General features: G+C 61.3%; 16 protein-coding genes. 3 read left to right on the top strand and 13 right to left on the bottom strand.

The features are described 5' to 3' along the window. Position 1: 1 nt before the first annotated feature. The 4 genes from PQQ52_RS10740 to PQQ52_RS10755 form a co-directional block, all read right to left on the bottom strand. Positions 2-550, bottom strand: coding sequence for a nucleoside deaminase (locus PQQ52_RS10740; protein ID WP_408210207.1), 549 nt, complete (start codon positions 548-550; stop codon positions 2-4). A gap of 50 nt (positions 551-600) precedes the next feature. Continuing rightward, positions 601-1,731 (bottom strand): BMP family ABC transporter substrate-binding protein, encoded by a 1,131-nt coding sequence (locus PQQ52_RS10745; protein ID WP_408210210.1) that lies wholly within the window; start codon positions 1,729-1,731, stop codon positions 601-603. A 292-nt stretch (positions 1,732-2,023) separates the two neighbouring features. After that, positions 2,024-2,332 carry a winged helix-turn-helix domain-containing protein gene (locus PQQ52_RS10750; protein ID WP_408210213.1) on the bottom strand — a complete coding sequence of 103 codons (309 nt, stop codon included), beginning with the start codon at positions 2,330-2,332 and terminating at the stop codon, positions 2,024-2,026. 42 nt (positions 2,333-2,374) lie between these two features. Next, entirely contained in the window at positions 2,375-3,808 is a 1,434-nt protein-coding gene (locus tag PQQ52_RS10755; protein WP_408210216.1) for an aminotransferase-like domain-containing protein, read from the bottom strand. A 169-nt stretch (positions 3,809-3,977) separates the two neighbouring features. On the opposite strand from PQQ52_RS10755, the gene PQQ52_RS10760 reads away from it, so the two are divergent. Continuing rightward, complete coding sequence (locus PQQ52_RS10760; RefSeq protein WP_408210219.1) at positions 3,978-6,293, top strand: FdhF/YdeP family oxidoreductase; 2,316 nt, start codon at positions 3,978-3,980, stop codon at positions 6,291-6,293. 60 nt (positions 6,294-6,353) lie between these two features. On the opposite strand, the gene PQQ52_RS10765 is transcribed toward PQQ52_RS10760, so the two are convergent. Both PQQ52_RS10765 and PQQ52_RS10770 read right to left on the bottom strand, forming a co-directional pair. After that, on the bottom strand, positions 6,354-6,857 hold the full coding sequence (locus PQQ52_RS10765; RefSeq protein WP_408210222.1) for a M48 metallopeptidase family protein: 504 nt from the start codon (positions 6,855-6,857) through the stop codon (positions 6,354-6,356). A gap of 116 nt (positions 6,858-6,973) precedes the next feature. After that, positions 6,974-9,142 carry a phosphocholine-specific phospholipase C gene (locus PQQ52_RS10770; protein ID WP_408210225.1) on the bottom strand — a complete coding sequence of 723 codons (2,169 nt, stop codon included), beginning with the start codon at positions 9,140-9,142 and terminating at the stop codon, positions 6,974-6,976. A 476-nt stretch (positions 9,143-9,618) separates the two neighbouring features. Here PQQ52_RS10770 and PQQ52_RS10775 point away from each other — a divergent pair, with 476 nt between their 5' ends. After that, positions 9,619-10,485 (top strand): LysR family transcriptional regulator, encoded by an 867-nt coding sequence (locus PQQ52_RS10775; protein ID WP_408210228.1) that lies wholly within the window; start codon positions 9,619-9,621, stop codon positions 10,483-10,485. Between the two features lie 48 nt (positions 10,486-10,533). Here PQQ52_RS10775 and PQQ52_RS10780 read toward each other — a convergent pair whose 3' ends face one another. The 6 genes from PQQ52_RS10780 to PQQ52_RS10805 form a co-directional block, all read right to left on the bottom strand. Next, positions 10,534-11,178, bottom strand: coding sequence for a hypothetical protein (locus PQQ52_RS10780; RefSeq protein ID WP_408210231.1), 645 nt, complete (start codon positions 11,176-11,178; stop codon positions 10,534-10,536). A gap of 70 nt (positions 11,179-11,248) precedes the next feature. Continuing rightward, positions 11,249-12,238 (bottom strand): alpha/beta hydrolase, encoded by a 990-nt coding sequence (locus PQQ52_RS10785; RefSeq protein ID WP_408210233.1) that lies wholly within the window; start codon positions 12,236-12,238, stop codon positions 11,249-11,251. After that, positions 12,235-13,572, bottom strand: coding sequence for an amidohydrolase family protein (locus tag PQQ52_RS10790; protein ID WP_408210236.1), 1,338 nt, complete (start codon positions 13,570-13,572; stop codon positions 12,235-12,237). The genes PQQ52_RS10785 and PQQ52_RS10790 overlap by 4 nt, the downstream gene beginning before the upstream one ends. 4 nt (positions 13,573-13,576) lie before the next feature. Next, entirely contained in the window at positions 13,577-15,115 is a 1,539-nt protein-coding gene (locus PQQ52_RS10795; protein ID WP_408210239.1) for an FAD-dependent monooxygenase, read from the bottom strand. Between the two features lie 64 nt (positions 15,116-15,179). Continuing rightward, positions 15,180-16,250: a porin gene (locus tag PQQ52_RS10800; RefSeq protein ID WP_408210242.1), complete on the bottom strand. Its 1,071-nt coding sequence runs from the start codon at positions 16,248-16,250 to the stop codon at positions 15,180-15,182. Between the two features lie 134 nt (positions 16,251-16,384). After that, positions 16,385-17,731 (bottom strand): MFS transporter, encoded by a 1,347-nt coding sequence (locus tag PQQ52_RS10805; RefSeq protein ID WP_408210244.1) that lies wholly within the window; start codon positions 17,729-17,731, stop codon positions 16,385-16,387. A gap of 130 nt (positions 17,732-17,861) precedes the next feature. Here PQQ52_RS10805 and PQQ52_RS10810 point away from each other — a divergent pair, with 130 nt between their 5' ends. Next, complete coding sequence (locus tag PQQ52_RS10810; RefSeq protein ID WP_408210247.1) at positions 17,862-18,851, top strand: LysR family transcriptional regulator; 990 nt, start codon at positions 17,862-17,864, stop codon at positions 18,849-18,851. Between the two features lie 121 nt (positions 18,852-18,972). Here PQQ52_RS10810 and PQQ52_RS10815 read toward each other — a convergent pair whose 3' ends face one another. Then, on the bottom strand, positions 18,973-19,416 hold the full coding sequence (locus tag PQQ52_RS10815) for a universal stress protein (RefSeq protein ID WP_408210249.1): 444 nt from the start codon (positions 19,414-19,416) through the stop codon (positions 18,973-18,975). Between the last annotated feature and the right edge of the window lie 170 nt (positions 19,417-19,586).

Raw genomic sequence — 19,586 nt, forward strand, 5'->3', positions numbered from 1 at the left:
GCTACCTGCCGCTCCAGAACCTGCGCTGAACCTCCATCACCTCACCCTCGATGTCGGGCACGGGACCGATCACCTCGACATGTTTCTGGCAATGGTCGAACACATAGCGGCAGTCCACGCTCATGGTCGGATTCTCGGCATGATCGCCGGTCGCCTCCAGCAAGCGCTTCTCGGTCATGCCAAACACGACGCGGCCGATGTTGGCCCAATACATCGTGCCGGCACACATGCAGCAAGGCTCGACCGACGTGTACAACGTACAACTCCACAAGAACTCCGGCGTGAAATTCAACGCCGCCACGCGAGCCAGTACCGACTCGGCATGATTCACCGTGTCGACGTTGCCTTGCTCCATCAACACGGTCTCCTGATCCGGGCCAACCAGCACGGCGCCGAACGGGTGGTGCCCCAGCAATGTCGCCCGCTCCGCCACCCGGCTCGAATGCCGCAAATGCCGTACGACCTGCTCGTGCGTCGGCGTTAAACCCTGTGGCGGATAGGCCGTTGCGATTCCAGCAGCACCGGCATCTGTCGTGACGGTAAGACTCACGGGCGATCTCCTTTAATCTTTAATAATAGTTAGGCAAACCAGGCAATTCACTACTTCGGCAGCGAACCGTCCACGCCTTGAACGAACCAGTTCAAACGCAGCAGTTCCGCATCGCTCAACGACTTGCCCGCAGCAATCTTCACCACGCCGGACTGATCCGCGATCGGACCGGCAAACGGGTTGAACTTGCCCGAGACGATGTCGTCACGCTTCTGGTTCAACGCCTTTTGCGCTGCCGGCGACACCGCGTCCGTGTTGATGTCGGCCAGATCGATCGCCTTCTCTTTCAGCCCCCACCACACCGGCGAATTGTTCCACGTACCCGCCATCACCTGCTGCACCAGATACGTGTAATACACACCCCAGTTGCTCACGCATGCGCCCAACTGCGCGTTCGGCCCAAACTTCTTCATGTCGGAATCCCAGCCGAATGCATGCACTTTTTTCTGTTCGGCCGTCTGCATCGTCGCGGTCGAATCGGTGTTCTGGATCAGCACGTCGGCGCCCTGGCCGATCAGCGTCTCGGCGGCCTGCTTTTCGCGGCCCGGGTCGAACCAGCTGTTGATCCACACGACCTTCACGCGCGCGTTCGGGTTGACTGAACGGGCGCCCATCGTGAACGCGTTGATGTTGCGCACCACCTCCGGCACCGGCACCGAGCCGACAAAGCCGAGCGTGTTGGACTTCGTCGTATAACCGGCGACCAGTCCGGCCAGGTAGGCGCTCTGATAGGTCCGCACGTCATAGGTGGCGAAGTTGGCGGCCTTCTTGTAGCCGGTCGCATGTTCGAACACGGCGTCCGGAAAATCCTTGGCGACCTTCAGCTCGAAATCCTGGAAGCCGAAACTCGAACCGACGACGATCTTGTTGCCCTTGGACGCCAGATCGCGAAACACGCGCTCCGAATCCGCCGACTCCGGCACGTTCTCGACGCGTGTCACTTTGATCTTGTCGCCGAATTTCGCCTCGACTTCTTTTACGCCCTGCTCGTGCGCATAAGTCCAACCGGCGTCGCCCGGATTACCGAGGTAGACGAAGGCAATGCCGAGCGGCTGCGGGGTCGCCGCTGCTGCTGCCGCCGCGCTGAACGCCAGGGTCGCGCCGAGTGTGGCGGCGAGCACGGTTCGGACGGTTTTGATGCGCAATGAGTGATGCAGCGCTCGCGCCAACGTTGTTTTCATGAATTCTCCGAAGATGGTTTCCAGGTGAGGTGCCTGCCACAGCGCTCGCTCGGGACACGGCCGGGCACGACTCCAGCATAGAGGGCCATATTCGAAGGTCAATTTCAGTGGAAAAATTATTATTCGTTATCCCGCCCATAACGAATTCTGTATTTTGGTGCCCGGGAAGCGTGTCCGATAGCTTCGAGCGGGCACGTCGGCAACCTGATACGGCAAGCGGCCACAACCTCTGGATACTGAGGGCGCAACCGTCGTCCCCGCGCCGAATTCATCTGCTACGCGCGTCCGCAACTCAATGAAGCTGCGGCGGGGGGTCCGTCGGCTCATCATCAGGCGCGCCGCCCTCGCCGAATAAATCCGCGCACAGGCCCTGGCCCATCTCGCTCAGGCGCGCTGTGCCCGTGCCTTCCTCGTTGAACGTGGTGTCCACCAGACCGCCGTCGACGAGTGCCGTCAACTGTCGCCGCAATCCGCTCATCGGAACATCCGCCTGCTTGGAAAGCTTGGCAAGCGACCACGCGCCGCCGGGCGTTTCCTGATACGCGCGCCACAACTGCGCCAGGATGGCGGCCAGTACCGGATCGAGTTCGTCGTCTTCCATTGTGAATGTCTCCTCGCTTTTCTCATGCCCTGCCAGGCGCCATCAAGCCATGTGCGCCACCAGTTCGCCCAACGTCTTCAACGCCGCCTCGATCTGCGCCGTCCACGGATAGCTGTAATTGAGCCGGATGAAGTGGCGAAAGTCGTCGCGCATCGAAAACATCATGCCCGGCCCGATCGTAATGCTGCGCGCGAGCGCCGCCTCATAGAGCCGCATCGAATCGACACGTTCAGGCAACTCCACCCACAGCACGTAACCGCCTTGCGGCGTCGACATGCGCGTGCCCGCCGGAAAAAACCGCTGCACCATCGCCGTCATGATGCTCGCCTGCTGCCGGTAGACCTTGCGCACGTGCCGTAGATGCCGGTCATAGCCGTCCTGCTTCAGGTAATCGGCGACGGCGACTTGCGGCACCGAGGGCGTCGTCAGCGTGTTGAGAAACTTCAGCTTCTCGACCTGCGCGCGGTAGCGCCCCGGCATTGCCCAGCCGATCCGGTACGACGCGGTCAGACTCTTCGAAAACGACGCGCAATGCAGCACCAGCCCCTTGGTGTCGAAGTTCTTCAGGGTCGACGGCCGCGCCTCGCCGAAGTACAGCTCCTGATAAACATCGTTCTCGATGGCAGGAATCTCGTGTGCCGCGAGCAGTTCGACCAGTTGCTGCTTGCGCGCGTCCGGCATCTGGAACCCGAGCGGATTCTGGAAGTTCGGCATCACCATGCACGCGGCGATCTTCTGCCTCGCAATCACCTGCGCCAACGCCTCGATATCGATGCCGTGGACCGGGTGCGTCGCCACTTCGATGGCACGCATGCCGAGACGTTCGATGGCGTGCAGCATCGCGTAGTAAGTCGGCGACTCGACGGCGACGGTATCGCCCGGTTTGGCGACCGCCTGCAAGCTGAGGTTGATCGCCTCGGTCGCGCCGAGCGTGATGATGATCTCGTCGGGATCCACAGGCACACCGTTCTCGGCATAGCGCCGCGCGATCTGGCGGATCAGCTCGGGATTGCCGGGCGGCAAGTCGTCGATCAGGTTCCAGCTCGCGTGGCGCCGGGCAATCGCATTCGCGTACTGGTTGATGCGCCGCCAGGGGAACAGCGACGGATCGGGATAAGGCGAGCCGAGCGGCACGGCGTCGTGCGCGCGGATGCTGCGCAGGGTCGACAGCACGAGGCGGCTCACGTCGACCGCGGCGGCCACCGGCGGTGTTTGGGCCGCCGGCTGGCGGCTCAGCCGCGGCTCGTCGAGCGCGGCCGCCGTCGCCACCGCGTCGCGCACGAAATAGCCCGACTGCGGACGGGTCTCGACAATCCCGCGGCTTTCCAGCAACGCATACGCGTGCAACACCGTCTTGATGCTGACGCCGTGTTGCTGACTCGCCTGCCGCACCGAGGGAATCCGCTCGCCCGCCGCGAAAACGCCGCGGCGCACGGCTTCGGTCATTTCATCGGCGAGTTTTTCGTACAGTTTCAAGGACCTGGCTCAAACGAACGCATGGGCGGGACCGTCAGTCTATGACAAATACCCGGTAACTGTACCCCTCCGCTTTCCGATTTTCTGTATGCTGCGCTGCTTTTGGAACACAGTAGGCTTCTATGCATCGGCATAAAAGCCTCGTCCAAGCCACATCCGCGGCAAGATCATGAAGAAACCTGAAGCTCGCATCGAACCGTACACGCACCCCGCCGCCGGTTGGGGCGCGCTCAAATACGTCGCCATCAACCTGCTCAAGGAAAAGGTGACGGGCGGCGACTACCGCATGCTGTTCAAACAGAACCAGCCGGACGGCTTCGACTGCCCGGGTTGCGCGTGGCCGGATCGCGAGCATGCGTCCACCTTCGAGTTCTGCGAAAACGGCGTCAAGGCCGTGGCCGCCGAAGCGACCAGCAAGCGCGTAACGCCGGCGTTCTTCGAGCAACACACCGTCGAAGAACTGATGGCCCAGTCGGATTTCGAGTTGGAACAACACGGCCGCCTGACCGACCCGCTTGTCTACGACGCCGTGCGCGACCGCTACGTGCCGATCGGTTGGGACGAAGCCTTCGATCTGATAGCGGATCATCTAAAGCGACTCGACAATCCCGACAGCGCCGCGTTCTATACCTCGGGCCGCGCCAGCAACGAAGCCGCGTTCCTGTATCAGCTGTTCGTGCGCATGTATGGCACCAACAATTTCCCCGATTGCTCGAACATGTGCCACGAAGCGACCAGCCGCGGCTTGCCATATACGGTCGGCATCGGCAAAGGCACGGTCACGCTCGACGACTTCGAACACGCCGATACGCTTCTGATCTTTGGCCAGAATCCGGCGACCAATCATCCGCGCATGCTCGGCGAGCTGCGCGAGTGCGCGAAGCGCGGCGCGACCATTGTGTCGATCAATCCGCTGAAGGAACGCGGCCTGGAGCGCTTTGCAAGTCCGCAGCATCCGGTGGAAATGATCACGATGGGCAGCACGAAGATCAGCTCCGTTTTCATCCGGCCAAAAGTCGGCGGCGATTTTGCGCTGATCAAGGGCGTCGCCAAACGCGTGATCGAACTCGACGACGAAGCGTTGGCCTCAGGCCTGGAACGGGTGCTCGACGTCGCGTTCATCGCCGAACACACGGTTGGCTTCGACGCGTTCGCCGACGATTTGCGTGCCGAAAGCTGGGACACGATCGTCGCCGAATCGGGCGTGCCGTTCGAAGACGTGCTGAAGCTCGCCGACATCTACGTGAAGGGCCGCGCGGTGATTTCGACGTGGGGCATGGGCCTCACGCAACACAAGAATTCGGTGCCGACGGTGCAGATCCTGTCGAACCTGATGATGATGCGCGGCAATATCGGCCGCCGCGGCGCGGGCTTGTGCCCGGTGCGCGGGCACTCGAATGTGCAGGGCGATCGCACGGTCGGTATCGAAGAACGGCCGACTCAGGCGTTCCTGGACCGGCTCGGCGAAGTCTACGATTTTGAGCCGCCGCGCGAGCATGGCCTCGACGTCGTCAATACGATTCAGGCGATGCTCGACGGCAAGGTGAAGGTATTCATCGGCCTCGGCGGCAACTTCTCGATCGCAACGCCGGACACGCCGCGCACGTGGGACGCGATGCGCTCGTGCGAGTTGACCGTGCACATCACGACCAAGCTGAACCGTAGCCATCTCATCCATGGCCGCGACGCGCTGATTCTGCCGACCCTCGGCCGCACCGAGATCGACCTGCAGAACGGTGTGGCGCAAGGCGTCAGCGTCGAAGATTCGATGAGCATGGTGCACATCTCGTACGGCATGAACAAGCCGGCCTCGGAGAATCTTTTGTCCGAGATTGCGATCGTCGCGCGGATGGCGCACGCCACGCTCGGCAGCGACAAGGTCGACTGGCTCGCCCAGACGGCCGACTATGCGTTGATTCGCGACGGTATCGCGAAAGTGATCGACGGCTTCCACGATTACAACGAGCGCCTGAAGCACCCGGGTGGTTTTCACCTCGGCGTGGCGTCGCGCGATCGGATCTGGAAAACGCCGAGCGGCAAAGCGCAATTCCTGGTGCATGCCATTGATGTCGACACGCCGATACATCAGGCGCGCGCGGAGCACGGCGAGCGGCTGATGACCTTGATGACGACGCGCTCACACGATCAGTACAACACGACGATCTACGGCCTCGACGACCGTTATCGTGGCGTGTATGGGCAGCGGCGCGTGCTGTTCGCGAACAAGGACGATCTCGCGATGCTGGGCTTCGTTGCGGGCCAGCGCGTGGATATCAAGAGTGTATGGGCCGACGGGATCGAGCGTCACGCGGCTGGGTTCCTGCTCGTGGAGTACGACATTCCGCGTGGATGTCTCGGCGCTTACTATCCGGAGACGAATCCGCTGGTGCCGCTCTCTTCGGTCGCCGATGGTGCGGGGACGCCGACTTCGAAGTCGATTCCGGTGTTGTTGACGGCGTCGGCGGTGAAGGCGGTTGCTGCTTGATGCGGTGCTGCGTGCCGGGTGGCAAGCGTTGCCCGAAACCCCAAACCTGAAGCCTCACGTTCAGGTCTGGCTTTTCTTCAGATCGCGATACGTCAGATACAGGCGCAGATCAAATTCGATCTGATGGTAGCCCGGTTGCATGAACTCGCAGAGGCGATAGAACGACTTGTTATGGTCGCTTTCTTTCAGATGGGCGAGTTCATGTACAACGATCATTTTCAGGAATTCCGGCGCGGCGTCCTTGAATAGCGACGCGACGCGGATTTCCTTTTTTGCCTTCAGCTTGCCGCCTTGCACACGCGAGATGCTCGTGTGAAGGCCCAGTGCATGCCGCACGACGTCGAGCTTGCTGTCATAGGCGACTTTGTCGATCTGCGCGCCGTTGCGAAGGTGTTCGCGCTTGAGCTCCGCGCAGTATTCGTACAACGCCCTATCTGTTTGCACTTCGTGCGTGCCGGGGTACCTCGCGCTTAGATAAGCGCCGAGTTGTTCTTCGGCAATTAGCTTCTGGACTTTTTCTTGCAGAGATGCCGGATAGCCGATCAGGTATTTCAATTGCTGCATGGTCGTTTTTGCGGGTCGCAAAGGGTCGGGGGCGTCGCGACCAGCACAAAGTGAGTGGCATGGCCGCCGATTATCTTCAGCCGCCATGCCATGCGTCGGTCTACGCTATCGTCGCGTCACCCTCTGCCCGGCCCGGGATCGCTCCTGCTCGGCCGCCCAGTCTCGACGTGACCCGCGAAGCGCCGCATGACCGGGTCCGTCGAATCTCCTCCGGCTGTGCTGGCGGAAATCGTCAGATCGTACCATCCATGGCTCGAACTCAACTCCCAGTGATCCTGAACCGTATCACCGGGTCGCAGCGTGTAGTGGCGCCCGCGGCCGTGACCATACGCGTTGTCGACTGTCGCATGACACGTCGCATTGCCGCTGTTGCGCACCTCCAGATAGATATGCCGGTTTCGCACGTCGTAGCCAATACGCGCTTCCGGGTTTGCATGCCGGCCATCCGTCGCGAGCTTCGTATTGCCCTGGAACTCGCATAGATAGCCGTTCGGCCCGTACACCGCGAGATGGTAGGCGCCTTGCGATGCCGAAGTGCTCCAGTAATCCGACAGTTTGTCCTTCGCGGAGACGGTGTAGCGGCGCGGCGTGTCGGTTGGACGGAGCCGGTCATAGACGTAGAACGCCGCGCCCACATCGCCGGTATTGGCGAAATCGAGCCACACGTTGCCGTCATGCCCCGCGATTCGGCTATTGACATACATTTCATACGGCAGTGCGCGGGCGCGCCGCGTTCCGGGTTCCTGCACGGGCATCGTCTGCTGGGCCGGCACCTGGTACGCCAGCCCAGACGAAGAGATGTGCTGCGGCACAGTGAAGCTCACCGCCTCGGTATCGGGACGTCCGGAAAAATCGAACGCCGACGTGAGATCGCCGCACACCGCACGGCGCCATTTGCTGATGTTCGGCTCCGCCACGCCAAAGCGCGCTTCAAGAAATTGCAGCACGGACGTGTGATCGAAAACCTCCGAGCATACCCATCCGCCTTTAGTCCACGGCGAGACGACAATCATCGGCACGCGCGTTCCAAGCCCAATCGGCTGGATGCCGCCAGGATCCGCGCCCGGCACGAGCGGGCCTTTTTCGCCAGGGTATTTGTCGAGATCGAGCAGTTCGTCACCGAGGCTCGCCAGCAGATCGCCCGACACGATGCCCTGCCCGTTGACGCCGCTCGTCGTGGGCGGCATCGGCGGAACGACGTGATCGAACAACCCATCGTTCTCGTCGTAGTTGATGAAGAACGCCGTCTTTGCCCAGACGTCGGGGTTGGACGTGAGCGCTTCGAGAATCATGTTGATGAAGAAGGCACCGTCGGTGGCGCAGGCCGCAGGGTGCTCGCTGTACTTGTACGGCGACACGATCCAGGATACCTGCGGCAGACGGTTGTTCTGCACATCGGCCTTGAATTCGGCGAGCGTGTGCTGGGACGCACCCTTGTCAACGACTGGGCCGCTCGCACCTTCCTGCACCTGATAGCGGGCGAAGAATTCCAGCGAGTTGTCGGTGAAGTTATCCGTTGGATCGCCAGGCAAGCCTGTGCCGCCCTGGTAAAGCTTCCAGCTGATGTTGTTCGCTTCGAGCCGCTCCGGATAGGTCGTCCACGTATAGCCATTCGTGCCGTCCCGCTCGCCGAGGCCTGGGCCGTTCGGCTTCGTGCCGTAAGCGTTGCGGGCATCCATCGTGCCCGTCCACAGATAGATGCGATTGGGCGCGGTATCGGCGTTCACCGAGCAGAAGTACGAGTCGCACACAGTGAATGCTTCGGCGAGCGCGTAGTGGTACGAAAGATCGTGGCGCTTCAGATAGCCCATCGTCAGCACGTCCTGCTTCTGGTTGACCCATTGATCCCATTTCCCGCCGTTCCACGCGAGATGGCCGCTGCTCCAGCCGTGATCGGTGCCCGGCTGGAATTCGCTCGTCCGCGCCGGATCGAGATAAAAAGGCATCACGTACGGCGCGGCTGGATCGAGGCCGCGCGCATTGTAGCGTTGCGTTTGCACCGTGGCGGGCGGCTGTTGCCACACGGGTGCGCCGTTGGGCAGCAGATGCGGACGCGGATCATTGAAACCGCGCACACCGCGCATGCCACCGAAATAGTGGTCAAACGAGCGGTTCTCCTGCATGAAGATCACGACATGTTCGACATCGTTGATCGTGCCGGTGCGCGATGCCGCGGGCATGGCGAGCGCCTTGCGAATGGCCGGAGGAAAGCCTGCATAAGTGGCCAGCGCACCGGCCGACGTCGCGGCAAGGCGCAGGAAATCGCGTCTGTTTTTAGAGGACATGAGAAGTCTGGTGATGTGGGAAGAGGCGATGCAGGGCCCGATTCACGGGTCAGTGGGCGGCGCTCGCGCCAGAATCCGGCGCCCAATGCACGACGGGTGTGCCGGACGACGACTCCTGTGCATTTGCGTCAGAAGCGGGCGTCTGGCTGTTAGCGGCTGGCGCGGCCGACGAACCGCTGCTGCTGCCGTCCCCGCAAGCCGCCAGCGCGACTGTGAGGAGCAAAGCCGCGCAGCGCGCAGCCGATCTGAGTCTGTGCATGGTTGAATGGTCCAGTCGTTTAGAACACCCCTATTAGTACTTGCCGCACATGTCGCGGACTTGACCAGTTCCCCGAGGTTTCCTGGGTAGGCCCCCAAGCTTTCTGGGGTAAAGGCGGCCGCGCAAACCTTTGCGGTCGTCGAGATAGGGACCGTTTCACACGCTCGACATAACGCACCGTTAGCCTGAAGGGTTCTGAAAATAAAGGAGACGGAGTTTGTACGATCAGCTAAAAGCATTCCACGCGACCGTGCAACAGGGCAGCATCACGCGCGCAGCGAGGCATCTCGGCTTGAGTCAGCCGACCATCGCGGCGCAGATCAGACAACTCGAACAGACCTACGGTGCGGAGTTGTTCTATCGCAGTGGACGCAGGCTTGAAGTGACCGAGACAGGCGTCAAGCTATTGCCGGTGATTGAGAAAATGATCGCCCTCGAAGCGCAAGCCGGCACGACGCTGCGTCATGCAGGCGGCTTGTTCGAGGGTCATTTGCGGCTCGGGGCGACCGGGCCGTACTACATCATGGATGCGATCGGCCGCTTTTCGGAGGCCTATCCGAGCATTGAGTTGACCTGCCGGATCGGCAATTCGGAAGAGATGCTCAATGCGTTACACGAATTCCGCATCGATCTCGCGGTGTCCTCGCAACTCAACGCTGCGGAGGGATTGGCGCGGCGTGTGATTTCCACGGATCCACTGGTGCTGGTCGTCCACCGCACGCATGCGCTGGCGCGCTTCACCGAGATCGACGCGTCGATGCTGGGCGAGGTGCGGCTGCTGATGCGGGAAGATGGTTCGGTGACACGTCAGCGCACCGAAGAGATCGTTGCAGCCGCGGGGGTCGCGCCAGTGCGAGTCGCGGAGATCGGCAGCCGGGAGGCCATTCGGGAAGCGATCCTGCGCGGGCTCGGCGGCAGCCTGTTTCCACTCGGTGAGGTCGAAAAGCATCCCGATCTGTGCGTGCTTGGCTTGCGCGGCGTACGCACGACGATCGATGAATACATCTATTACCTGAAGGAACGTGGGCAGAGCCCCGCGATTGCCGCTTTTCTCGCTTGCCTCGCACGAGATAGCAGCGTTTGATTTCCTGGGAACGGCTTCATTGGGAGCCGGATTCTCGATCAGCTGAATTCAACTGAGGTTGTCTTCGCAATCCGCCCACAAACGCAGGGGATCGCGGTGGCCGGGATACTGCTTGTCCAGCCATGTCGAAAGCCTCGCCCAATCGGGGTGGTTTGTCCCGGTCTGAGCAGACCAGATCGACGACCTCTCAAGAATGTTTCCGTTCTCGCGATCACGCACGACCAGGCTGCCGAGACCGCTCGAACTGTTCGCCTGCGATTCGACCCTATAGCGCGGCAGGAGTCTCACTTCAGCATCCTCTGCCCAGCCGTACACGGCACGGACCACGCCGGTCGCGTCCCTCAATTCCACTGCGCCGCTCGGGGGTCGAATGGCCGCCCAGCCCTCAGGAAATTCTGCGACAACCTCATTGCCGCTTTCCCTGACCCATTTCATACGCCATGCCTTCTCCATCGCCTCGCGCACGTGCGGCACCGACTTATATCCCGGCGGCAACTCGATCGCTGCCGGCAAGGTGACGAGGTTATCTTTCCACAACGAGGCCTCGTCACGCTCACGTCGAGCGATCGGCGCAGCTACTTTTTCTCCGAACGGGTTATCAGGGCGGCTCGCGAGATGGGTGCCGCTGTGCTGCAGGTCGGGGAAAAGATTGTCCGCATCTTGACGCGTCCGTTTTGGTTTTCCGTTTTTCATGGGTCTCTCCGCTGAAAGGCATTTTCAAGTACGACCAATTTACATTAATCGTGACCTTGAGGTGTCTCTTTCACCGGGCGACAGGCACCGCGCATTGCTCAAGCCACGCGGCAAAGCCCTGGCAAATCTCGTCATTCGCGCGGCGCGCCGCTGCTGAAGCGTCGAAGAAGGCCAGGAATGGATGGAACATATCTTCGAACCAGTGCACCTGCACGGGCACGCCGGCAGCGCCAAGACGTTCCGCATAGGCGAGTCCTTCCTCGCAAAGCGGGTCGTGCCCGGCAACGGCGATCACGGCGGGTGGCAACCCGGAGAAATCCGCAGCGTGCAAAGGAGACGGCGGAAACATCCCTCCCTGCGCCGGGTTCAACCCCAAGTAAAGCCGCGAAATATCGCGCAGATCCGACGGCGACAGCATCGGGAAGTCGCTCCGTTTCGCTTCGATCCGCAAGGTGTCTCGAGCCAGATCGACACCGGGCACCACGAGCAGTTGTGCCGTGAGACGCTCTCCCCGATCGCGCAGCGTAAGGGCCGTTGAAGCAGCGAGGTTGCCACCGGCGCTCTCCCCTGCCACCGCAATACGCGATGCGTCTCCCCCCAACGCCGCGACATTGCGGATGGCCCATAGCGTGGCCGTCACCGCGTCGTCATGGGCAGCAGGAAACGGATGCTCCGGCGCCAGCCGGTACTCGACAGAGACAACGACCGCGTTCAGGTCCCGACACAGCTTGCGTGCGATGTCGTCCATCAGCTCGATGCTGCCGAGCACGAACCCGCCACCGTGGAAGAACACCACCGTCGCCAACCCGGATTGCGCATCTTGCGGACGATAGACACGCACCGGCACGTGGGCACCGCCGAACCCGGCAAGCGCATCTTCCACCACGCCGACGACGGGCAACGGAGACCGTTCGCGCGCCGCCATGATGGCGCGCCGCATCCGCTCGCGGGCTTGCTCAGGCGTGCCGGAAAACGGTGGCGGTGCGTGAGCGGCGCGCAGGGCCGACACAATGGCGGCCAGTTCAGGATCGAGCGGCAAGGGCATGGCGGCGTCTCTCATTGCAGTCCGAGAATGTACTGTTGGGAGGCCAGCGCGCGCTGCCGTAGCGCGTCGAGGTCGACATCCAGCATGTGGCCATGCCGCTTCACAGCGCGCCCCGCGACAAAGACGGTATCCACGTTGCCCGGATGGGCGGCCAGCACAACGGCGCCCACCGCGTCGGAAACCGGTGTGAGATTCAGGTCGTCACAGCGGATCATGATGATGTCGGCCTGCTTGCCTGGCGTAAGCGAACCGACTTTGTGATCGAGACCGTTCGCGCGCGCGCCAGCGACTGTGGCGAACTCGAGCACGTCGCGCATGGACAGCGTGGCTGGCGCGTTCGGCACGCTCGAATGGTTGCCGCCCATCCACGAGCGGTAATAGGCGAACGCATGCCGCATCTGCGTGAACATGTCGCCTGAGCATTTTGTTTCGGTGTCGCCACTCAAGCTGGGCCGGATGCCAACCGCAAGCAGTCGATCCAGCGGAATGTCGCCGATGCCCTGCGCATTCAATTCGCAATGCACGCCAAGCGAGGCGCTGACTCCGGCGTCGGCCATCATCGCAATCTCGTCCGCGCCGCAGAAGCAGCAATGCACGAAGGTCAGGTCGTCGCACAATACGCCGGCGTCATGCATCTGCGCGATGGCCTTCACAGACGCGTTGCGCGCGTATGCGCCCATGTGGATAGTCGAGCGGATGTCGAGTTCGCGGGCGAGTCGCAAATCGGCTAGCCAGACGTCGCGACGCGCCATTTCGGGGCCGCGCGCCGCCATCGCCAGCGTGAGCAGTTGATCGTCTGAGGAGAAGAACCGCTCGCGTAGACGCCGGATGTCATCGGGGTGGTCGCGCTGGCTGTCGAACATCCACGAAGCACCGTCGACCAGCGGCCAGCCGTGGGCAAACACGCCGCGAATATTTGCGTCCCTCAGGCCTAAAATAGCCGCGTCCGAATGTTCCGGCGTGTTCTGCACATGCGACCAGTCGAGCATCGTGGTGATACCGCCGTCCAGCGCGGAAACGGCGCCGAGCATCGTACCAATGTAGACATCCTCCGGCCGGAACGCGGCACCTTTGGCGCCCAGCATCTCGGCAAAGTAAATCTGCGGATCGATATCCGCATAGCGATGGCGCACGCAGGTTTGCCATGTGTGCCGATGCGTATCGACAAACCCAGGCAGCACGATCATGCCGCGCGCGTCGACATGCTCGGCATCGGGGGCGTCGATGTGAGGCTCGACGGCAATGATGTCCGTCCCCTCGACGAGAATGTCGCCTTTACGCAGGTCGCCGATCGCCGGATCCATACTCAGGATCCAGCCACCTGTCAGCAGAATTCGTCGTTCGTTCATGATGTCACCGCTTGAGCCATTTGCCGAGTTGCGCTTCAGCTTCGCCGGCACGCGCCACCTCCGTGCTCGCCCACGCCACGTATCCATCCGGACGCACCAGGAGTGCTTTCACGCCGTCCATCGACGCAGGGATATGCGCGGCGCGTGCCGGCAACACTGTGACGGGCAACCCGGACACATCGAGCGTCCCGAACTGGCGGCTGAATCCTTCGAGATCGAGCAACACGAAGTGCCGATTCCGCAAAGTCTCCGTCACCGCGACGGAACGTCCGTCAAGCAACACGAGATCGAAATCCGGACAACGCAGGCCCGTCAACGGATGGCTATCCGCGTCGCGCGGATAAGGCGCTTCCAGACCGCATAGTTCCAGCACCAGTTTGCGCTGCACATCGGGCAACGGAACGATGTGCTCCTGCATGCGACGCTTGAGCGCCACCGCCTCCGGTTCGAAGTTGAACTGCAGCACGCACTGCGCCTTCACGCTGTCGAGCAGCGCATGCATGACGGGAAGACGTTCCGTGTCGTAAGTGTCCAGCGTGGCCACATCCGCGACACCGTTGATGACGTTGGCGAGCTTCCAGCCGAGATTGAACGCGTCCTGCAAACAGAAATTCATGCCCACGCCGCTTGCCGGGTAATGAATACGCGCGGATTCGCCAACCAGGAAAGTACGTCCCTGGCGCAGGCTCGGCACCGCGCGCATCTGATCGTCGAATCGTGATGCCCAGCGATACTTCTCGATGCCGTAATCGGTACCATGTACGTCACGAATGCACTGCAGTGCTTCCTCGAGCGTAACGGGCTCGTCTTTCGGCGCATGGCGGCGGTCCCGATGCACGATATTGAATCGGGTAATCCCCTCGCCAAAGGTGTAGCCGCGCACCCAGCCCATTTCATTGTCGACATTGATCCGTCCGCCGGGCCACGGCGCCTTCAATTCAGCATCGAGCACGATGCCGCGGAATGTGCCGGAACGCCCCTCGAACGGCAGGCCCACTTTCGAGCGGACGGTACTGCGGCCGCCGTCGGCGCCGATCAGGTACTGCGCGCGCAGCGTCGAGATGACACCCGAGGCATCGGCCACATCGACTTCAACGCCATCGGCGTGCTGGCGGACGTCCCGTACTTCCGCGCCGCGCTGCACCTTCACACCGCTTTCCACGGCCCAGTCCCACAGCAGCTCCTCGGTGAGATTCTGTGGCAAGCCCAACGTGAAACCAAAGCGCGTTTCCAGATACTTCCATTCGATCGGATGGAAGCCTGCCCAGATGTGGGACGGACGGAACGGGTACTCGGCAATCTTGCGCGTTTTCTCGATGAACCTGTCCGCGATGCCTCGCGCATCGAACAACTCAAGCACGCGTGGCAGGATCGTGCCGGCGCGTGACTGAACCCCTTCGGTACGTCGCTCCAGCACCAGCGTTTTGACGCCGGATCCCGCCAGTTCCGCGGCAACGGTTAGGCCCGACGGACCGCCGCCGGCCACAATGACATCCCACTGCATCGTATTTCTCCATCTACCTTGTGAATTTCGATCCTGCACCGCGACCCCGTCATGCCGAGCCCAGCCGCGCCCGTGTGATAAAAGCGCCAGACGGGCCCTCTACTTAAAAAAGATGCGTCATCCCGGCCTCAAGCTCCAGTTGTCGCGACGACGACGCCGGCGCCTGGTTTCGAAGCACGGCCAGTTGCCCGCTGCCGGCTATTTGCAGCACGCCGAGCAGGTAAAGACTCGTGCGCTTCGAAAGCGCATAGTCGAGGTGGGCATGAAGCTGGTTCCATTTGTAGGTGTCCAGCTTCGTGTATGAATAGCCGCCGCCGATGCGCATTTGCGTCGTGATGTATTTGTACGCACCGACATCGATGGACTGCGCCGTTTCCGCCTGGCCCGCGGCCGTCAGGTGCGTATAGCTGTAGTTGCCCATGACACGTACTGTGTCGCCGGCGTAAGCCACGCCGAGTGTGGTCGTGTTCTGGTTCTGGCTGACAGTCCGCGAGGGATTGGCACTGAAATTGATGCCATACAACTCACTCACGCCTAGCCTCGTGTATGGCGCATACGGCACGCCATTCACCGATTCCCAAACGAGCACCGACTGGAACGGGCCGCTGGAAAAGCTGGCTTCCGCGCCAACGGTACGACCCGTGTTGGTGGTCGAACCCTGCTGTCCGAACCCGTACTGAGCGCCAAACTGAAGCGCGCCGCCGAACACAGGCGATTTGTACTTGACCAGGTTGTTCAGCGAGTTGCCGACGGTCCGGTCCAGGTTGCCGGGATGAGTCGCCAGAAAAGAAGTGAAGCGTTCAGACGTGAACGGAACAAGGTCGGCTAGAAGGTCATACATGGACCCCAGCGTGACCGTACCCACTCTGTTTGATTTCAGACCCAGGTAGCTTTCGAAGGGCGAGCTCGTGCCGTTGTTCAGAAAAGCGTACTGGCTCAGCCGAAAGAACGCGGATGTATCCGTATCCAGCTCCTCCCTGCCCGATATCGCCCAGAAGGGCACCGCATGGGATCCGGTCATCTGATACAGGCTGCTCCCCTTGCCCGCATTGTTGCTGTACGCAATGCCCGTTCCGAGCAGGCCCGAAAGGGTCACGCTAGACTGGGCAAAAGCGCTGCCTGAAATCGCCATGTACATCGTTATACTAATTAATAGTTTTGTTTTCATTTCCATGTCTCCTTGTCTCCTCCATAAACCCTGCCCGGAGGCGATCGCTATAACTGCGATTCGCAACTCGAACAGGGAGCAGACCAATCGTTGTATGAGGTAGCGATTTCCTGCAACCCTTCTGGCCTACGGTTCAATTTTCATCGCGCGTCGCCGATATGAGCCTGCAATGCTACGGGGGCGCCCACGCCGTCCCAGCGAAGAAAGTTGCGATAAAGCACGACGGCGGCCCAGAGCGCGACGGCGCCCGCGGCGGCGAATACCGAAGCCATCGCCTGGGGCAACGCGTCGTGGCCGCCCCCAAACCCATGCTGACTGACCAGCGCGATCAACGTGGGAGAGCCGCCTTGTCCAATCAAGCCGTTCAAAACCAGGACGATCGCCATGACAGCGCCCACGATCGACGCAGGCGCGGTTTTCGCAACGACCGTCGACGTGACCGCCATAAACGTCCATGAAAACAGCACCACCATGGCATCGACGATCCAGAACGCGGTCACCGAGCCGATCAGGCACATCGTGACTGTCAGCACCGTCACAGCGATCGTCACGAGCACGCCGACACGTGCAACGCCCGCCAGGCTCCTGCCCCCTTTCCGGTCCATCGCCATGCCGGCGAGCCACAAACCGAGCGGGCCCATCGTCAGTAACAGGCCGCCCTGCATCAGGCCGATTTCACGCAGACCGAGATGAAAGCGGCGCGCGGTCATGGTCGGCATCCAGCTCCCAAGCCCGAAAGTGATCATCGCGTGAGAGACGGCAAAGATGAATAGCGGCAGAAATATCGCTCGATTGGCGACCAGGTAACGGCCGATTCCCGACAGACCGCGGCTCGCATCCGAGGATGCTTCCCGTTGCCGCCCCGGCTCCTTCGCAAGAAAAATGAGCAGACTCATGGGCAACCCGATGACACCGATCAGAAATAACGTGACCTGCCACGCAGAGACCGTGCCGATGAAAGGGATGGAGCGGATACCCGCGGATTGAATTGCGCCCAGCAACGGGCCACCCAGTACGAGCGACAGCCCGGTTCCGAGCATCAGCGACATGGTGTACACGGACAAAGCACGTGCCCGACGCTGTTCGTCGACCCCGTCGCGAATCAACGAGTAGGACGAAGGCGGAATCAATGCCTCCGCGCCGCCGACGATGATTCGGGCCACGAGGAGCGCCACGAACGCCGACGCGACTGCGTTGGAAGCCACGGCAAGCGACCAGATCGCCACGCCCACGGCAATGACAACGCGCCGGTTGAATCGATCTGCTAACCAGCCGGACGGCAGCCCAACCACAATATTGGCAACGGCAAATGCCGCGCCGATAAGAAGGCTGATCTGGACGTCGCTCGCGCCGAAATCCCGCTGAATTGGCCCCACCATCAGTACGAGAATATTCTTGTCGATCTGGGCCAGCATGCTCACGACGGTCAGGCAGGCCACCAGCCCCCACTGCCGCGGAATCGAGTTGCGGTTACGGCGGTCCTCCATATTCTCTGTCTCCGAAGGTTTTGTGCGCGCCACAGAGGGCCGCTATTTGCACCAAGTATAGATTTCGCGAGACATTTACCAAATTTATTGTTTAAATGAAGAGCATTTATCCCGTAAAGGTCACGTGACGATGCGCTTCAACAAACTGGACCTCAACCAGCTGGTCGTGCTCGATGCGATCCTGTCCACCCGCAGCGTCGGCCGCGCCGCCGAACGGCTGTTTCTCAGCCAGCCGGCAACGAGCTGCTCCCTCGCCCGCCTGCGCGAGTATTTCGAAGACGAGCTTCTGGTGCCTATCGGAAAGACTCAGGTTCTAACGCCACTGGCTACCGAACCGGTCAAGCCTGTCAGAGACGTTCTGCTGCAAATTCAAACGATCACGCGAGCCAGACCAACATTCGATCCGGCGACATCGACACGGCGCTTCACGATAGAGTCGTCCGACTATGTGATCAGCGTGTTTCTTTCCGAAGTAGTGAGAAAGGCGTCGACGCTCGCCCCATTGATGCAGTTCGACCTGAGAGCGATCAGCCCTCAGTCGCCGGAGCATCTCGAGGGAGGCGAGGTCGAATTGCTCATCGCACCGGTATTCAACACGGTTGCGGGGCACCCAGCCGAAGTGTTGTTTGAAGACACATTCTCGTGTCTGGTCTGCGCGGACCACCCGGTGAAAGGCGGCACGATCACCGCCGATCAATATTTTGAACTGGCGCACGTGGGCGTCGAATGGGGCGGCGGCAGGCGAGTAACCTATGATGCGCGCCTGATCTCCGCAGGAAAACGCGCTCGGCGGCAGGACGTGATTTCGCCCACCTTCACGCTCGTCCCGGAACTACTCCTCGGTACATCGAGAATCGCCACCCTGCCGACACGGTTAGCCTTGCAGATGGTGCAGCGATTTCCACTGCGCATCCTGCAGTGTCCAATCGACATTCCGACGTTCGCGGAAAAGGTGCAATGGCATAAGTATCAGGAACGCGATCCCGCGATCTCATGGCTGCGCACACTGCTGAGGGAAACGGCACGTGAGTTGCCAGTGACTGGACTGGCCGGCGCCGGCGCCGGCGCCGGCGGAAAGACTGCCGGCAAATCACCGCGCAGGCGGAGTGCGGCGCGATAGAGTGATCATCGCTCAGGATGGTCTATGCCAGGACACGCTGATGATCGCGGCGACGTCCCGCGCCGCGCGCACTCCATCCCCCGATGAACAGGTCTGAGGACCCATTCCGCGCCATACGCGGTCATTGCCCGTCCGGACACATCACGACGAGCACACTGCAACTGACCCGGTCCAGCAGCAGCCCGTCATTTTTGCCGGCCCACCAGCGCGCCAACCGTGTGGCGTGGCGGTGACCCACCACGACGAGGTCAACGTTCAGATCTTTCGCAAAGAGCGGAATCTGATCCAACGGGTCCCCGACGGCGAAATGTCCCGTTGCCTGGATTCCGCGCGCTGCGAGCTTCTTCAACCCGTCCTGAAGCAACTCTTTGGCGGCATTGTTCACGACGTCAAAGGGTACGGCAGAAGTGATATCCGCACCCTGTATCCACGCCGAGTTGTTCAGAATGGAAAGAACGTGCGTTTCCGCTTTGAGTTGTTCGACCAGCGCGGCCGCCTCTCCAAGAGCCTGCTGTCCCTCACGGGTTGCGTCATAACAAAGAAGCACACGGCCGAAACTCGACATGTCATCACCTCCTCTTCCCGCTCATGATGGCCCCTATCTTATAGAGTGAATCACGGTCGCATGGACTTCACTCGCACATCGACCACGCAGGGATTTTACGTCACAACATGAGCAATTTTGATAGCTGATGACTTTTTTTGGAGATTCGGCGCATCTCATCCGTGCAGATC

It is taken from the genome of Paraburkholderia sediminicola (genome assembly GCF_046030555.1).
GTDB classification, from domain to species: domain Bacteria; phylum Pseudomonadota; class Gammaproteobacteria; order Burkholderiales; family Burkholderiaceae; genus Paraburkholderia; species Paraburkholderia sediminicola_E.

Excerpts from the sequence above, each read along its gene's own strand:
- PQQ52_RS10745 (WP_408210210.1), bottom strand. The coding sequence starts at position 1,731 with ATGAAAACAACGTTGGCGCGAGCGCTGCATCACTCATTGCGCATCAAA.
- PQQ52_RS10750 (WP_408210213.1), bottom strand. The coding sequence starts at position 2,332 with ATGGAAGACGACGAACTCGATCCGGTACTGGCCGCCATCCTGGCGCAG.
- PQQ52_RS10760 (WP_408210219.1), top strand. The coding sequence starts at position 3,978 with ATGAAGAAACCTGAAGCTCGCATCGAACCGTACACGCACCCCGCCGCC.
- PQQ52_RS10765 (WP_408210222.1), bottom strand. The coding sequence starts at position 6,857 with ATGCAGCAATTGAAATACCTGATCGGCTATCCGGCATCTCTGCAAGAA.
- PQQ52_RS10770 (WP_408210225.1), bottom strand. The coding sequence starts at position 9,142 with ATGTCCTCTAAAAACAGACGCGATTTCCTGCGCCTTGCCGCGACGTCG.
- PQQ52_RS10780 (WP_408210231.1), bottom strand. The coding sequence starts at position 11,178 with ATGAAAAACGGAAAACCAAAACGGACGCGTCAAGATGCGGACAATCTT.
- PQQ52_RS10785 (WP_408210233.1), bottom strand. The coding sequence starts at position 12,238 with ATGAGAGACGCCGCCATGCCCTTGCCGCTCGATCCTGAACTGGCCGCC.
- PQQ52_RS10790 (WP_408210236.1), bottom strand. The coding sequence starts at position 13,572 with ATGAACGAACGACGAATTCTGCTGACAGGTGGCTGGATCCTGAGTATG.
- PQQ52_RS10800 (WP_408210242.1), bottom strand. The coding sequence starts at position 16,250 with ATGGAAATGAAAACAAAACTATTAATTAGTATAACGATGTACATGGCG.
- PQQ52_RS10805 (WP_408210244.1), bottom strand. The coding sequence starts at position 17,731 with ATGGAGGACCGCCGTAACCGCAACTCGATTCCGCGGCAGTGGGGGCTG.
- PQQ52_RS10810 (WP_408210247.1), top strand. The coding sequence starts at position 17,862 with ATGCGCTTCAACAAACTGGACCTCAACCAGCTGGTCGTGCTCGATGCG.
- PQQ52_RS10815 (WP_408210249.1), bottom strand. The coding sequence starts at position 19,416 with ATGTCGAGTTTCGGCCGTGTGCTTCTTTGTTATGACGCAACCCGTGAG.